We start from the raw sequence: 14930 nt of genomic DNA on the forward strand, positions 1-14930 counted from the left end.
CGCCCAGCAGTCGCGCGGCGCGCACGCCGCGCGCGTCCGCGACGCCGCCCGCCGCGATCACCGGGACCGATACGGTTCGCGTGACCTGCGGGAGGAGCGCGAACGTCCCCACCTGCGTGCCGGGATCGTCATCGAGGAACATTCCGCGGTGCCCACCGGCCTCCACGCCCTGCGCGATCACGACGTCCACTCCGCGCGCTTCGAGGTAGCGTGCCTCGTCGACGGTCGTGGCGCTCGACAGCACGAGCGCGCCCCAGCGTTTCACCCGGTCGAGCAGGTCGAGGGCGGGCAGGCCGAAGTGGAAGCTCACCACGGCGGGACGGAAGGCTTCGAGGACGTCGGCCGCGTCGTGATCGAAGGGTCGGCGCAGCGGACCGGCGCGCGGCTCCAGGGGCAGGCCGAACTCCTCGTAGTACGGTCGGAGCGTCTCGCGCCACGCGGCTTCCCTGTGGGGGTCGGGCGTCGGCATGGGGTGACAGAAGAAGTTGACGTTGAGGGGTGCCGCGCTGAGCGCGTGAAAGGCGCGCAGTTCGTGTTCGAGGCCCGCGGGGTCGAGGGTGGCGGCGGGTAGGGCGCCGAGTGCGCCCGCGCTGGCGGCGCTCACGGCGAGTCGGTGGTCCTGCGATCCGGCCATGGGCGCCTGCAGGACGGGTGCGGTGAGGCCGAGCGCGTAGGGCAGGTCCAGCATGTCCGCATGGTAGGTCGCGGCGCGGGGGTGTGGGCGGGCGAGGTGGACGGCGCGAGGACGCCCGCGCGGTCCGCGCGGGCGTCCTGGGGTGAGGTGTGGGGCGGGTCAGAAGAGCGCGTCGATGGAGAGGCTTCCGGCGCCGAGGAGGGTGAGGGCGGCGGCGATGCCGATGGTGAGCAGGAAGAATTCGAGGCCTTCGCCTTTCTGCTGGCCGAACCAGTTCATGAAGAAGCCGTGCTGGCGGTGGCTGGTCCAGGCGGCGACGGCCATGGTGACGCCGATGCCGAGCGCGGCGAGTTTGGTGAAGACGCCGAGGATGAGGGCGATGGCGCCGAAGAACTCGGCGACGATGGCGAGCAGGCCGAAGAGGTAGGGGATGTGCATCGTCTGGGTGAAGAAGCCCATGGTGCCTTTGTAGCCGAAGCCGCCGTACCAGCCGAGGAGCTTCTGGGCGCCGTGGGGGAAGATGACGACGCCGAGGGTGACGCGGAGGATGAGCAGGATGATGGCGGTGGTGGGGTCGCTGGGGGTGCTGAAGAGGGTGTCCATGGTGTTGCCTCCGGGGTGTGAACGGGCGGAAACTTGATTGCACAAGCAACCATTGCCTACGCAACTAAAGTAGCAGACTTTAGTTGCATGTGCAACTACCCGCTGGGGAAACGGCAGGTTCACGATCGACAGAAGACCACCCGCGCCTCCGAGCCATCAGCACCAGCACGTGAAAGGCGCCGCCCGCAAGCGAGACGATGCCGGACAGGGCGCCGACTCAAGTGAGGCCGACGCGCCGCGTCGACGTGCCGTCGCCGGCGGACCGAGCAGCGACCGGTGCGGCGCCCCCACGCGAGTTCGGCGACTCCGACCCGGCGTGACGGGCACCGCGTGCGTACCCACCGTCACGACGACGCGGACCGCTCGGACGCCCCACCGCTCACCTCCGACGTCCGCACCTCATCGGCCCGCCCGAGCACCTTCCTCGCGAGCGCCACCGCCTCCTCCGTCCCGAGCGCCTCACCCTCACGCTCCACCCGCGCCGCCGCCTCCGCCCCGAACCGCTCACGCAACTCCCGCAGGTACGGCTCCCCCAGCGCGCTGGTCGACGCCCACATCATCGAACCGAACGCACGCCGGAACGCCGCCGCCGCCCCCAGCAGCCGCGCCGCGTCCTCGTCGCGCTTCAAGCGCACCGCCAGCACCGCGGTGCCCTCCAGCGCCCACGCCACCCCATCCCGGTACCCCAGCGACAACGCCCGCTCCAGCGCTTCACGCAGATGCGCGCCCGCCGCCCCGAGATCCCCGCTCGACAGCACCCCGAACGCCAGCGGAAGCAGCGACGTCACCAGCGGCATCGTCACGTGCCCTGAACTCGCCACGTCGTACGCCTCCCCGAACGCCTTCATCGCGCCCGCCATGTCCCCCCGCGCCGCGCGGTACAACCCGATCTGCCCGAGCGTCACCGTCACCATCCACGAGTCGCTCCGCGCCCGGGCCCGCGCGAGCGCCGCTTCAAGCGTCACCCCCGCCCGCTCGTCCGGGGGACGCCTGTACGCGTAGCTCATCCCCAGCGGCAGGAGCGTCCGTTCCTCACCCTCCTCGTCCCCGAGGGCGCGCATGGACGCGAGCGCCTCCTCCAGCTGCGCGGTCGTGCGGTCGTCCCCACCCAGCACCATCGACATGGACCCCCCGAGCGTCAGCGCCCGCGCCGCCCACAAGGGCGACAGGCCCTGCCCCGAGGTCACGCGCTGCATCAGCGTCCGCACGGCGCTCATCTCACCACGCACCATCAGGTACATCTGCGCGGCCCAGAGCAGCCGCACCGTCACCTCCGCCCGGCCCCGCTCCAGCGACCGCCGCGCCGCACCCCACAGGTTGAACCGATCACGATCGAGACGCGCGAACACCTCCTCCTGCCGCTCCCCGAACTGCTCCGGCACCAGCCGCTCCACCCACCCCAGGAAGAACTCCGCGTGCCGCGCCACCGCGTCTTCGAGCGTATCCGACGCGGCCAGCTTCTCCCAGGCGTACTCCCGCACGCTCGTCAGCAGCGCGAACCTCGCCTCGTCCTGCTCATCCGCCTGCCGCAGCAGACTCCGCTCCACCAGCCCCTCCAGCGCCGAGAGCAACCCATCCGCACCCGCGCCGCACACCGCCTCGATCGCCTCCAGGCTCGCGCTGCCCTCGAACACCCCCAGGCGCGCCAGCAGCACCTGCTCCGCCGGACCGAGCAGCGCGTAGCTCCAGTCCAGCGTGCTCCGCAGGGTCCGCTGCCGCGCCGGAAGGTCCCGCGCGCCGCCCAGGTCCAGCGCCGACTGCAATCTCTCCAGCAGCGCCGCCGGAGGCAGCAGCTTCACCCGCGCCGCCGCCAGCTCGATCGCGAGCGGCACGCCATCGAGACGCGACACGATCTCCATCACCACCAGCGCGTTCTCCAGGGTCAGCTCGAAGTTCGGCTTCACGGCCCGCGCCCGCTGCACGAACAACTCCACCGCCTCCGACCGCGCGATCCGCTCCAGCGCCGCCCGACCGCTGCCCTCCCGCGGCAGGGACAGCGGTGGGAGCACCACCTCATGCTCCCCGGCCAGGTGCAGCGCGGCGCGGCTGCTCACCAGCACCTTCACGTGCGGCGTCACCTCCAGCAGCGACGCCACGAACGCCGCCGCGTCCACGACCTGCTCGAAGTTGTCCAGGACCAGCAGCGGCGCCTGCCCCGCAAGCGCCAGCCTCAACGCCTCCACAGGCGGCACGGAGGACTGCAACCCGAACGCGCGCGCCACCACCCCCGGGACGAGGGCGGCGTCACGCACCTGCGACAGATCCACGAAATCCACCCGCCGACCCGCCGCGCGGGCGCGCGCCGCCACCTCCAGCGCCACGCGCGTCTTGCCGATGCCGCCCGGCCCCAGCAGCGTCAGCAGCCGCACGTCCTCACGCCCCAGGAGCGCCAGCACGTCCGTGACCTCCCGCTCGCGACCCACCAGCGGGGTCGGCGGGACCGGCAACGGCAGGGGCGGCGCGAGCGTCCCCGTCCCCATTCCTGCCGGAACCGACGCGGGCGTCACCACGGGCGCGCTCCTCGACGCGTCGAACCGTTCGGTCAGCAGCACCGCCAGGTCGTCCTCCAGCAGGGCCCGCAACTCCCGCGGCGACCCGAACGGACGGTACGACGCCGCGTCCTCCCCCTGGATCCGCGCGATCAAGGCCGACAGCCGGGCCTCACGGCCCGGCGCGGGTGCCTTGATGTACAGCAGCTTCGGACGATCGCCGGAGAGTCGGTACTCGTCCTCGAGCCCCGAGACGTCCTCGCCGGGCGCGACCCACCCGTACCGCTCCCAGTAGATGCCGACGAACACGTCACTCTGCTCCAGGTACGCCCGGTACAGCGCGCGAGGCGGGTGCGGTCGCGCGCCCAGCTCGAACATGACGGGACTGAGCCGTAACCGCTCGATCGCGGCGCGGGCCGCGGCACGTTCCTCGGCCAGTTCCTGCAAGGTCGAACTGACGAACACCCGCAACTTCTGATCCGGCGTACGAATGCGCGGCGGCACGGACGAACCCTCGGACATGCGGACCTCCACGACGAAACCGGTGGGGAGGGAGGATAGCTCAGTGTAGGCGAGGAGGGAGGCCCCAGGCACAGGACGCCCGGCCCCGACACCTCCCAGGCGAGGCCACCGCGCGCCACGATCCGTGCAGCCGAACCTCCGGGATCACTCGAAGCGCCCGTCACGACGTGACCGGTGAAGCGGGATCATGGGTCGATCGGCGGTGAGGCGCGGCGGCGGGCATGCCTGCGACGCGCCCGTGCCCGACCCGGAACGCCGGCGTCTCGTGCGGGCGGGCGACGCGCCCGAAAAGACACGTCGCCCTGGGTTCGCGAAGCTCCGTGAGCAACGATCGGTCCGCCGTGACCTGTGACCTTCCCGGGGTTCCACAAGGATCAGCTCGGCGTCTTCGCCGCGTCACCGCGTCAGGTGACGAGCCGCGCTCCTCACGGCGCCAGCATCTCCAGGGTGATCGTGACCGTGTCCGTGTACGTGTCGGCACGAACCATCTGCCCGGCCGGCACCTCCAGCATCACGTTCACGCCATCGAACGACGACCGCAACCCGCCCTCCCCACTGGTATGCGTCCGGTTGAACGTCACCGTCCCACCCGTCCCGTCACCCCACGGCAAGCGCGTCCCTCCGTCGAGCAGACCGAGGTCGTACGTGAGTGGCGTTCCCGGCGTGAGCGGACGCAGCAGCCGCCGTCCGTCCGCTCGTCGGTCCAGCATGTCGATTCCCACCCGGAAGGACACGCTCGTCCCCGACGGCAGGTCGCACGCCACCTCGGCCGCCACGCCAGCACTGCTCGCGGGACCCGTCCAGGTGTAGGCGCCCACGCCGACGTTCCTCCCGGTCAGGGTGCAGGAGGCGCCCTGCGCGAGCGCGGACGAAGCGAAAGACAGCAGGGCGAGCAGCATCATTGAACGCACGAGAGTACTCCTGGAGTGGGATCCGCGCTGACCGCGCAGGTCCTCGTGGACGCCTCGTCACGTATCGTGGCGCCCGCGAGGTTCGTGAGGGGTGGAAGGAGGACTCGGCCCGTCTCGTCCGCGAGGACCTGCTGACCGTCCGGCAGGTCCAGCACCGCGAGCGCGGCCGGTTCCGTGGCCGTCCAGCGGAGCTGCCACCACGTGGATCGGGTGAAGTTGCCTCGCCAGTCGTAGGTCTGCACGCCCGCGTCGGACAGGTTGACCTTGACGCTGGTGCTCTGCAGACCGATCTCGATGGGGAGTTCGTCGAGGTCGACGCTGACCTGCAGCGGCACACGGCTCGGCAGGCCCGTCAGGATGACGTCGCCCTGCGCGTCCGAGGTGGCCCGCTGCCCGGCCGCGGTGACGGTCACGCCGGGCACGCCGAGGTGCAGCAGCAACGTCGCGCCCACCCGGTCACCGGTGTTGCCGAGGGTCCCGCCCACCCAGGCGAGGCTGCCGCTCACGCCGGCCGTGAAGTTTCCAGAAGTACCGAAAGTCGCACCGATCCGCGCGGGCCCATCGTACCCATAACCGATCACGCCGCCCTGCACGCCGTCGTACGCGACGCTGACGGTCTCCGGGCCGATGTGGTTGGTGAACGCCACGCGTGACGGCACGTTCGGGCTGAGCCGCACGTCGAGGACGCTGGAGTCCGTCGGGAGGTACCGTCCGGAGAGCGCGACGATCACGCGGCCCCCGCGAGCTTCTGCCGAGAGGGTGGTGGTGCCGCGGGACGTCGGGTGGTAACTGACGCTCGCGCCCACCGACGTGGAGCGCTGCGCGTTCACGCCCACCTGCCCGAGGACGTTCCAGGGGCCTTGCCCCAGCGCGACGTTCACGCCGACGCCGCTCGTCTCGGGTCGTCCGGGTGCGAGGGTGCCGAACAGGCCGAGCGTGCCGAGCGGACTCAGCCACGACACCTGCCCCTGAACGGCGCTTCGAAGTTCGGGCGCCGTCCAGTCGAGCGAGCCGCCCAGCCCGAACGAGACGGGTCCCGTGGCGTACGTGCCGAGCAGGTTGGCGCGGCCCTGCCCGCCGACGCTGCGCACGTCCGCGCTGACGCCCGCGCGAGCGTCGAGCAGCAGCGTCGCCGTCGCGTCCACGTTGACGCCGCGCCCGACCGTCCAGCCCACGGCTCCATTCGCGGCGTAACTTCCCGCGCCGTACACGCTCGCGAGGTCGTAGGGGCGGGTGACGCCGCGCGCGGTGTCCCCCTCGCGCCAGCGGACCTCCACCGTGCCGCGCGCCTGGCCGGGACGCAGGCCCTGGATGAGCACGCGTCCCGCCGGGGCGCGGAACGTCCGGACGGTGACGTTGTTGAGACGGACCTCGATGTCCGCGTCGGACGCGAGGGTCACCTCGAAGGCGGGCAGTTCGGCGAGGGCGTAGCCGTTGACGCTCGCGCGAACACCGAAGGTGGTGGTGTCCGCGCCGGTCGCGAAGAGCCCGGCGGTCACGGCGGGATTGAGCCGGGCGTCCGCGCCGAGCGCCCACCACCGCGTGAAGCGGCCCGAGGCGTACGCCTGCGCGTGCGCGGCGTCGAGGCGGTACGGTCCCTGCGCGTACTCCAGCTTGAACTGCGTCTGCTCCCGGGCGCTCGTCGCGGGGTTCGTGACGTTGAGGCCCCCCCGCACGTCGTACGTGAAGCGCACCAGAGGCAGGGCGCTCGACAGGTCCGGCGGGCCGTCCGTCACCTGGAGCGTGGTGGTGGGGAGCAGCGCGAGGTTCTGGTCGATCCGGACGGTCAGCGCGCGCGGATCGAGCGTGAAGGTCACTTCGGGGCGGAGCAGGACGAAGGTGTCCCCGTCACAGGTGGCGCGGACGCTCAGGTAGCCCACCTCGGACGCCTGGAACGCGGCACTCGCGAGCCACAGACCGTTCGGCGTCTGGTACGCGACGTGCACGCCACGGTCCGTGTTGCCGATCGTGACCTGAAGCAGCAGCGGCGTGACCGTGCAGGGCACGCTCTGCGTCGCGGCGGGCAGCGTGGCGACCGCGCCGCCCTCACCCTCGGCGCCTGCCGCGCCGAGGGTGAGGGCGAGCAGCAGGACCAGGTGGGCCGAGCCGACGCGGGAGGGGAGGGCGGGCCGGTTCAAGGGCGCAGCTCGATCGTGAGGCGGCGGGTTTCGTCGCTCGCGCCGACTTTCGCGCTGACGTCGGCCGTGCGGACGCCGGGCACGTTCGGCAAGGTGAAGGTGAGCGCGCCGCCGGCGAGCAGGTTGAACGCCGTGGGCGCCGTGCGGACCTCACCGAGCGTGAACTGCAGGTCACGGACGAGGGTGTAGCGGTTGTTGGTGTTGCGGACCGTGACGCGCTGCCCGTCGCTCGTGGGGTCGACCGTGAAGGTCACCTCGGTCGTGCCGACGTTCGGTGTGCCGAGCGTGACGAACAGCGGCAGGCCGACGCGGTAGAGCGTCGTGACCTGCGCGACGGTTCCCTCCGCGCTTTCCCCGGTGGCGGTGGCGGGCAGTTCCTGCACGTACAGGCGGTAGGCGCGTTCCTCGGTGGTGGGCGCGCCGCGCCGCGCGAGACGCACGGTCTGCTCCTGGCCGGGCGCGAGCGTGAACCGGGCAGGGTTGACGATGAAGTCACGCGTGGCGGCGTACTGGTCCTGTCCGTCCTGCCTCCAGCGCAGGAGTTCCGTGCTGAACGTGGCGGTCTGGGTGCTGACGTTGCGGATGGTGACGAGGGTGCTGGTCTGACTGCCGCGCAGCTGCAGGGAGGTGGGGCTGAACTGCAGGGAGGTCGCGGCGTCGGCGGTGCCGAGCAGGAGCGCCGCGAGGGTGGCGCGGATCAGGGTGCGGGTGAGGGTGGGTACGTTGAACAGGGACATGAGCGCTCCGTGGGGTCGTTGTGGTTCTCGTGTTGAGGTGGACCGAAAGGGAGGGGCGTGGGAGGGGCGCCCAATCTGGGCGCCCCCGGGTGTCGCGGGTACGGTCAGGGCAGCGGGGGCGCGATGGGCGCGAGGATCTCCAGGGTGACGGTGGCGGTGCCCTGGTACAGACCGGTCGGCTGGCTCTGCGTGACCGCGCCGTGCGCGACGGTGATGTCGATCGGGTAGAGCTGGCCGTCGCTGCTGGCGGCGCCGTTGTCGCCCTCGGTGCTGGCGATGACGTTCAGCACCGTGCCGGTCAGCGTCGCGTTGATGCTGGCGAGGCCGTTGTTGAGGGCGACGGTGGCGGGCACCTTGAGGTTGAAGGGGGTGCCGACGTTGCACTTGACGTTGACGTCGAAGCTGCCGGTCGCGTCGGTGGTGTTGGTCCAGTACAGGGTGGGGCTGAGGGTGACCTTGTCCGTGACGGTTTGGAGCTCGCAGGCGGGGCCGACCTTGGCGTTGATGGTGACGTTGGCGGTCGTCGTGCCGGGGCCGGTGACGGTGGACTGGGCGGAGGCGACGCCGAGGGTGCCGGCGAGCAGGGTGATCAGGCTGAGGTTTCGCATGGTGCTCCTGGGTTACTGGGCGGTGCGGGAGAGGGGGGTGACGATGGGACCGAAGAGCTCGCAGTTGTCGTCGGTCGGCTCGGCGGGGCCGACGAGTTCGAGGGTGACGGTGGCGGTGCCGCCGTACGCTCCGACGGGGTTGGACGCGCTGAGCTGCGTGGCAGCGACGGTCACGTTGAAGTTGTAGGTCTGCCCGGTGGTGGTGGAGGCGCCGTTGCTGGTGCTCGCGGTGACGATGCCGTTCGTGCCGCCGGTGATGTCGGCCTTGATGCTGGCCTCGCCGTTCTGGAGCGTGGCGCTGGGAGGAGCGCTGAGCTTGAACTGGGTGCCCTCGTTGCACCGGACGTTGACCTGGGCGGTGCCGGTCGCGTCGGTGGTGCTCGTCCAGTACAGCGTGGGGGTGAGGTTGACGGGACCGTTGACGCTCATGATGCAGGCGGAGCCGATCTTGGTCTTGACGGTCACGTTGCTCTGGGCGCTGCCGGGACCTTCGAGGGTTTCGACGGCGAGGGCGGGGGTCGCGGTCATGGCGATGAGGAGGAGGGTGATGGCGTGTCTTTTCATTGCACCTCCGGTGCGTGGTGGCCCTTCGCGGACGGCTGGTGTGCAGTCGCGTCCGCGTGGGGTGGATCGTGAGTCGGGAGCTTGGGGAGGCCCGAAACTCAAAATTTCCTCATCCATTCTACATAGAGTTTTTAACAATGTGTTAAATGCACTTTACGCGATGAAGCGCTTCAGAACCTGCCTCACCTCCAGGCGACCCCACCGACCGCAAGTCGCTCTGAACAATCCGCGAGCCCGGATCGGCGTGTCGCCCGACGACACCGCCGACCTCACCGAAGGCGCGGCGGCATCACGTGAAGACCTCACAGACCTCCCTGTGAGAGGTAGAACCCAACGAGTCACGGCCCGTCAGCCGCCAGCGCACGCCTTCGCGACGTTCAGACTGCGTTCACGCACGCGGCGCACGTGCGACGCGTGGTGTACGGTCGAAGAACGAGGTGGCGGCGCTACGTGTGGGCGTCAACAACGGGCCTCGCGGCCCCTCGGGCCAGACGACACGAGGCGCTCCCGGCCATCGCCGGGAGCGTCTTCTTCACGGGAGGCCGATCAGGCCGACGAGCACCAGGCCCGCGCCCGCGAAGAGCAGCAGGATCGGCACGTCGAGGACGACCCGGTCACGCACCTCGTGAGTGTGCCACACGCGTCTCCAGACACAGGCCGCACATGCGGCGCGCGGTTCCTGCCAGTACTCGAGCGAGGATCGATGCCCCCCGCCTCCCCCCGACCGCCCGCGATCACGAGTCCTTCACACATCTCCACGTAGCCTGAGCGCATGACCCGAGCTCAGTACCTCGACGCGCGCGAGCAGATCCTCCTCGCCTACGAACGCGGCCACATCTCCCTTCGCGAAGCGTCCCAGCAGATCCGCAACCTCGACCTCGGGCACCGCCCGCCGCAGGCCGGCTCGACACCACGCGCGGCCTGACCGCCCGGCATTCTGCCCTGCCCTGCATCCGGACGGGACCGAGGACCGGCACGGCGAGCAGGGACCCCCGCCTCTTCAAGGCGCCCACCGGTGCAGAACGGAGGCGGACCGCCACGCGGGCAGATCTGGGCGAGTTCCGAGCGGCGCGGGGCCGCGGCGGACATTCCGTTCATCTCTGGGGGTCGGGTCAGGAAACGCTCAACCGAGCGGGAAGGCGGCCGACACGAGCAATTGCGACACTCGGACATGCCGCTCGACGACAAGCAACCCGGCGGACACCAGGACGAGCTCTCGCGGGCCTACCGCGACGCTCGACAGGCGGTCATGGACGTCCTCATGCTGTCCACGTGCTACCCGGACGACGACCTGGTGCTCGCCCTGACGGCCACGCTGGTCAAGCAGTTCATGCACGGGGCGAGCACCGCGCAGGACTACGAGCAGGTCGCCGCAGAAGCGCGGCTCGCGGCGGAACTGATCATGTCACGCAGTGGGGGCGCGGCGAGACCGCTGCAGGCCTGACCCTCCTCGGGTGAGGGAGAGTGCTCCGAAGTCGTCGCGGACGAAGTGAAGGAGCCCGCTCACAGGGCGTCGACGGCGTCCAGAGCATGGACCGGGTCACGATCGTCGTCCGCGTCCCACTGTGAGGCGACGACGTCCACGGCGTCCACGCACTCCTGCCGTCCTTGGAATTCGCCGTGAGCACGGCGTGCGCGTCATGTCGTCCGCGGCGCGCTTGCGCCGGGCGGCGTCGAGTCGAGGCCGAAGGGTCAACGGGCTGGAGTCTGGAGTGCGAGACGCACGTGCGCGAGGTGATGACGGACGACCCACTCGTGCTTCGCGACGAGCTGCCAGAGGTCGTGCGCACCCTCGTCGGGGTGATGAATGAGGCGGTTGAAGTCGTCGGGGCGAACGGACCTCAGCAGGACCGCCCAGTGTGCGGTCATCGCTTCGAGGAGCCTCAGCGCGGTCTCGACCGGCAGGTGTGAGGTGGGCAGGGCGACCCAGTCGTCAGGGGAGAAGGGAAGGATGGTGAAGCGGTCGAGGGTCAGGCCGTGCTTGAGTCGGATCAGGCCGTGCAGGTGGGAGTCCGCCGTGTGATGCGCGAGTTCCCGCACCGTGAACGCTCCGGGGCGGTAGGTGAGGCCGAGCCGTGCGGCGGGCAGGTGCTCGACGGCCTCACGCCACGCTCGCGTGGTGGCTTCCATGCTCGTCGCGGCGCGCGCGAGGAAGTCCGGTTGCCGTTCGTGCGGGGCGAGGGTGGGGCGGGTGCCGAGAGGGTACCGGATGGGGTCGTGCGTCATCGGGCGGTGCTCCTTCCAATCGCAGGTGAAGGCGGGTGGGTCGGGGGGACGGCGGGACGGCGGTGTGGGCTCACAGGATGGCCTGTGAGCCCAGCGTACGTGACTCGACTCCGGGGTCTTCAGGCGCGCTGGTAGGCGGGGAGCTCGTCGGCGCTCCGGGTGCCGGTGAGCGACCGGTCGATGGAGAGGGCGCCGGCGCCCCTGGCGACGAGGGCGAGGGACATGGTGACGGCGAGCAGGAAGAACTCGAGGCCTTCGCCCTTCTGCTGGCCGAACCAGTTCATGAAGAAGCCGTTGGGGAGGTGCACGGTGAGCGCGGCGACGGTCATGGTGACGCCGACGCCGAGGGCGGCGAGTCGGGTGGCGGCGCCGAAGATGAGCATCAGCGCGCCGACGGATTCGGCGAGGATGGCGAGCAGTCCGAACACGGGGGGGATGTGGAGGCTGCCGAAGTACTGCATGGTGGCCGTGAAGCCGAAGCCGCCGAAGAGGCCGAAGGCCTTCTGAAGTCCGTGGGGGAGGATGACGAGGCCGAGGACGAGGCGCAGCAGCAGGGGCGTGAGGGAGGGGGTGGTCAGGAGCAGCGTCTTGAGCATGGGGTCCTCCGTGTTATTCGCCGTAGACGTAGACGAGGTCGTCGCCTTCGACGCGGGTGGGGAGGCGGATGAGGGGGTAGGGGCCGGGGCCGTCCTCGCGCTGGCCGCTTCTGGCGTTGAAGGTGGCGCCATGCCACTCGCAGCGGAAGCGGCCGTCCTCGAAGAGGAGGGGTCCGGCGGCGTGGGTGCAGGTGTTGGCGAAGGCGTTGATGCGGTCTCCGGCTTTGACGAGGAGGATGCTGCGGCCGAAGAAGTCGACTTCGAGGGCGCGGTCTTCGTGGATGTCGGCGATGCGGGCGAGGGTGACTTTCATGGTCTCTCCTTTGTTGCCTTGGCAACCGTTGATCTTGCAACAAAGCTATCACAGAGTTGTTGCTTGTGCAACTAGTTGTGGGCTACGCTGAACCCATGACCCCACGCACCCCACTCCCCCCGGCTCACCTCGACGCCTGGAAAGCCCTCCTCCGCACGCACGCCACCACCGTCGGACGCATCGAAGCCAGACTCACCGCCACCGAACACATCCCCCTCGTCGAGTACGACGTCCTGCTCGAACTCCACAACGCCCCCGAAGGCAACCTCCGCATGAACGACCTCGCCCGCCGGGTGCTCCTCAGCCGCAGCGGCCTCACCCGACTCGTCGACCGCCTCGAACGCCTCGGCTACCTCCAACGACACACCAATCCCATAGACCGCCGCGGCACCCACGCCACCCTCACGCCCGCCGGCCGCGCCGCCCTCAAGGCCGCCTGGCCCGTCTACGCCCAGGGCATCCAGGACGCCTTCGCCCGGCACCTCCAGCCGGACGAGGCGCGGCACCTCACCGACCTCCTCAACCGGGTCAGCGCCGGCGACCACCACGCCTCCTGAACGCGGCCGACTCCTCATCTCGCCACCGCAAGGCTGAGCTTCAGAAAACGTTCTGCCCCAGTGCGAGTACCGCAACGCCTTCGTCGGTCCCCGGTGTCAGAGGACGGTCACCATAGATCCGGTAGCGTCCTGTCATCGGTCGACCGGCCGAGGTGGTTGGACGAGCCCGACACACCAACCAGGCGCGCCTCGCACGACTGCAACGGCCGGACCCGTGACGCTCCAAAGGAATCGTGCGTGCACGTCCTCAGGGCGATCAGGAGGATTCACATGACTTCAGCAACAGCGGCGCTTGCCCGGTCCGCCCTCATGGCCCTCTGCGCGATAATGCTCGGTGCTTGCGGCCCGTCGCCCACCCACGAGGAGGCCACCGCCTTCACCCTCGACGCTCAGCCCGCGACCCTCACCATCTCCCCGGGTCGGTACGTCGCCACGAGCGTGGTGGTGCGCCGCACCGGGAGGACGGACGCAGACGTCGAGCTTTCACTGACAGGTGCCGCGCTCGGGACCACCAGCAGCCACCTCTCCGGCGTGTTTTTCGCCGAGGTGCAGGGCGTCACGCCCCTCGCCATCAGCGTCGGAGAGAACGTAGAGCCCGGCGTGTATCCGCTGCTGGTCACCGGAAGAGCCGGCGATACCATCAGGACGACGGAACTACACGTCAACGTTCCATCCGGTCCCTGAGGAGTCGCTATCGACTCAGGGCCTCGTCGTAACCCACCCGACCGTCGCCGATGATCGTCGGGCGGGGCGGTTCCTCACGGTACGCGACGTCGGGTCGGGCGCCGCGTGTCTTCGACACCGACAGGGGCTCGACAGAAGGACCTCACCGGCTGACGAACGCCGATCGACCTCCGCGTGGCGCGGCGTCAGAGTCGATCGGGACGTGTCACCCAGGGTGCTCAGGTGAGGTGAGGAGCGTGCGTGCCGAGCGTCCCACGGATGTTCATCATGGCGCCGCGCGCGTGTTCCAGCGCGCTCTGAATGTCCCACAGGCCGCGCGTCTCGACCGCCTCCACGGACCGCAGCGCCTTGGCGTACGCCCGCTCGGCCCGCTCGGGCAGCCCGAGCGCGAGGAACACGTCTCCCAGGGTGACCTGCGCGAACGTCACCCACCTGCGCGCCTCGTCCGTCTTCGCTGCGCTCGCGGCGTGCAGCGCGACGGTCGCCCACGTGAGCCCACGCGCGTCCGGGTGAAGTGCGGCGAGCATCGTCGCGGCCTCCAGCGCCACGCCCAGCTTGCGCGGGTACGCGTCACGCCACAGGACACGCAGCAGGTCCGCCGCGGCCCGCGTCTGCCCCCGCAGCGCGGACGCCCGGGCCAGTTCGAGCAGCACGTCGAGCGTGACCCCGTCGCGATGGTCGAGCGTGGACGCCAGGCCGATCGCTTCGAGCAGGGTGAGCTTCGCGGCTTCCTGCTGCCCGGCGGCCGCCTGAGCGCGGGCGAGACGCGCGAGGACCGAGGGAAGCGCTCGCGCCCGGGTGGCGCGGGCACGGCGCGCGTCCCACGAGCGCTCCTCCACGTTCAGCCAGGGCGCGGGCACGGTCCAGAGCACGCCGGGCCCCAACAGCGTCGTTGCACTCGTCGTCATGAAGTCCTCCTGCAAGAGAGAAACGGTCGGTCCTCGTCCCTGCCAACGTACGCGCCGGGCGGTGACACCCTCGTGACACCCCCCGACCGCGTCATGCGCGAGGTGGACGTCGCCAGACACGCGGACGCGGCGCCTCCGGGTCGCGAACCGCCGGAAAACGGGGCCGTGAGCGCCGACCGGGTCGGTCAGACGGTTGTCACGTGCCGGGGTCTACCCTGACCACGAGCGAGAACGTCTTCACGCGAGAGGAGAGGAACCGTATGCCGTACGAACCGCGATCCGTCACCGTGACCTGCCCGCAATGCCACCGCCCCCTGACCAACCATGGGCCCGGCGTGTGGGTCTGCGTCACCTGCCGCCTCGGACGCCGTGAACGTCACGCTCGCCCTTGACACCGCCGGGTCGGGCGTCCACCGCCACGCCGCCCGCAGGACACGCGC

16 protein-coding genes are annotated in these 14930 nt (G+C 70.5%); 4 read left to right on the plus strand and 12 right to left on the minus strand.

The genetic code is table 11. The features are described 5' to 3' along the window. The 8 genes from DEIPI_RS32985 to DEIPI_RS0120060 form a co-directional block, all read right to left on the minus strand. The coding region (locus DEIPI_RS32985; protein ID WP_045234784.1) for an NAD(P)H-dependent flavin oxidoreductase at positions 1-688 on the minus strand (688 nt) is incomplete at its 3' end. A gap of 105 nt (positions 689-793) precedes the next feature. Continuing rightward, the gene (locus tag DEIPI_RS0120030; RefSeq protein ID WP_027482948.1) at positions 794-1237 is read right to left on the minus strand and encodes a DoxX family protein; all 444 of its coding nucleotides are present in this window, start codon (positions 1235-1237) and stop codon (positions 794-796) included. A gap of 344 nt (positions 1238-1581) precedes the next feature. Further along, complete coding sequence (locus DEIPI_RS41940) at positions 1582-4248, minus strand: DUF4062 domain-containing protein (protein ID WP_157463833.1); 2667 nt, start codon at positions 4246-4248, stop codon at positions 1582-1584. 425 nt (positions 4249-4673) lie between these two features. Then, the gene (locus tag DEIPI_RS0120040; RefSeq protein ID WP_045234785.1) at positions 4674-5150 is read right to left on the minus strand and encodes a spore coat protein U domain-containing protein; all 477 of its coding nucleotides are present in this window, start codon (positions 5148-5150) and stop codon (positions 4674-4676) included. Then, a complete protein-coding gene (locus tag DEIPI_RS0120045) occupies positions 5147-7297 on the minus strand; it encodes a fimbria/pilus outer membrane usher protein (protein ID WP_027482951.1) in 2151 nt (716 codons plus the stop codon). The genes DEIPI_RS0120040 and DEIPI_RS0120045 overlap by 4 nt, the downstream gene beginning before the upstream one ends. After that, positions 7294-8034 (minus strand): fimbrial biogenesis chaperone, encoded by a 741-nt coding sequence (locus DEIPI_RS35815; protein WP_027482952.1) that lies wholly within the window; start codon positions 8032-8034, stop codon positions 7294-7296. Before DEIPI_RS35815 ends, DEIPI_RS0120045 begins: the two co-directional genes overlap by 4 nt. A 104-nt stretch (positions 8035-8138) precedes the next feature. Next, a complete protein-coding gene (locus DEIPI_RS0120055; RefSeq protein WP_027482953.1) occupies positions 8139-8642 on the minus strand; it encodes a hypothetical protein in 504 nt (167 codons plus the stop codon). A gap of 12 nt (positions 8643-8654) precedes the next feature. Further along, the gene (locus DEIPI_RS0120060; protein ID WP_027482954.1) at positions 8655-9206 is read right to left on the minus strand and encodes a hypothetical protein; all 552 of its coding nucleotides are present in this window, start codon (positions 9204-9206) and stop codon (positions 8655-8657) included. Between the two features lie 772 nt (positions 9207-9978). Here DEIPI_RS0120060 and DEIPI_RS38185 point away from each other — a divergent pair. Beyond that, positions 9979-10131 carry a hypothetical protein gene (locus DEIPI_RS38185; protein WP_157463835.1) on the plus strand — a complete coding sequence of 51 codons (153 nt, stop codon included), beginning with the start codon at positions 9979-9981 and terminating at the stop codon, positions 10129-10131. Between the two features lie 246 nt (positions 10132-10377). Next, positions 10378-10650: a hypothetical protein gene (locus DEIPI_RS0120075; protein WP_027482955.1), complete on the plus strand. Its 273-nt coding sequence runs from the start codon at positions 10378-10380 to the stop codon at positions 10648-10650. A gap of 248 nt (positions 10651-10898) precedes the next feature. On the opposite strand, the gene DEIPI_RS0120085 is transcribed toward DEIPI_RS0120075, so the two are convergent. The 3 genes from DEIPI_RS0120085 to DEIPI_RS0120095 form a co-directional block, all read right to left on the minus strand. Further along, a complete protein-coding gene (locus DEIPI_RS0120085) occupies positions 10899-11432 on the minus strand; it encodes a DinB family protein (protein ID WP_027482956.1) in 534 nt (177 codons plus the stop codon). A gap of 119 nt (positions 11433-11551) precedes the next feature. Further along, positions 11552-12028: a DoxX family protein gene (locus DEIPI_RS32995; RefSeq protein WP_045234786.1), complete on the minus strand. Its 477-nt coding sequence runs from the start codon at positions 12026-12028 to the stop codon at positions 11552-11554. Between the two features lie 13 nt (positions 12029-12041). Further along, positions 12042-12341, minus strand: a complete 300-nt coding sequence (locus DEIPI_RS0120095) for a Rieske 2Fe-2S domain-containing protein (protein WP_027482957.1) — start codon at positions 12339-12341, stop codon at positions 12042-12044. Positions 12342-12436: 95 nt separating this feature from the next. Between DEIPI_RS0120095 and DEIPI_RS0120100 the strand changes: the two genes are divergently transcribed. Both DEIPI_RS0120100 and DEIPI_RS0120105 read left to right on the plus strand, forming a co-directional pair. Continuing rightward, positions 12437-12898: a MarR family winged helix-turn-helix transcriptional regulator gene (locus tag DEIPI_RS0120100; RefSeq protein ID WP_027482958.1), complete on the plus strand. Its 462-nt coding sequence runs from the start codon at positions 12437-12439 to the stop codon at positions 12896-12898. A gap of 270 nt (positions 12899-13168) precedes the next feature. After that, a complete protein-coding gene (locus DEIPI_RS0120105) occupies positions 13169-13582 on the plus strand; it encodes a COG1361 family protein (protein ID WP_169737165.1) in 414 nt (137 codons plus the stop codon). 218 nt (positions 13583-13800) lie between these two features. Here DEIPI_RS0120105 and DEIPI_RS0120110 read toward each other — a convergent pair whose 3' ends face one another. Continuing rightward, entirely contained in the window at positions 13801-14490 is a 690-nt protein-coding gene (locus DEIPI_RS0120110) for a hypothetical protein (RefSeq protein WP_027482960.1), read from the minus strand. Positions 14491-14930: the final 440 nt, after the last annotated feature.

Origin of the sequence: Deinococcus pimensis DSM 21231, from assembly GCF_000519345.1 — a bacterium.
GTDB lineage: Bacteria > Deinococcota > Deinococci > Deinococcales > Deinococcaceae > Deinococcus_A > Deinococcus_A pimensis.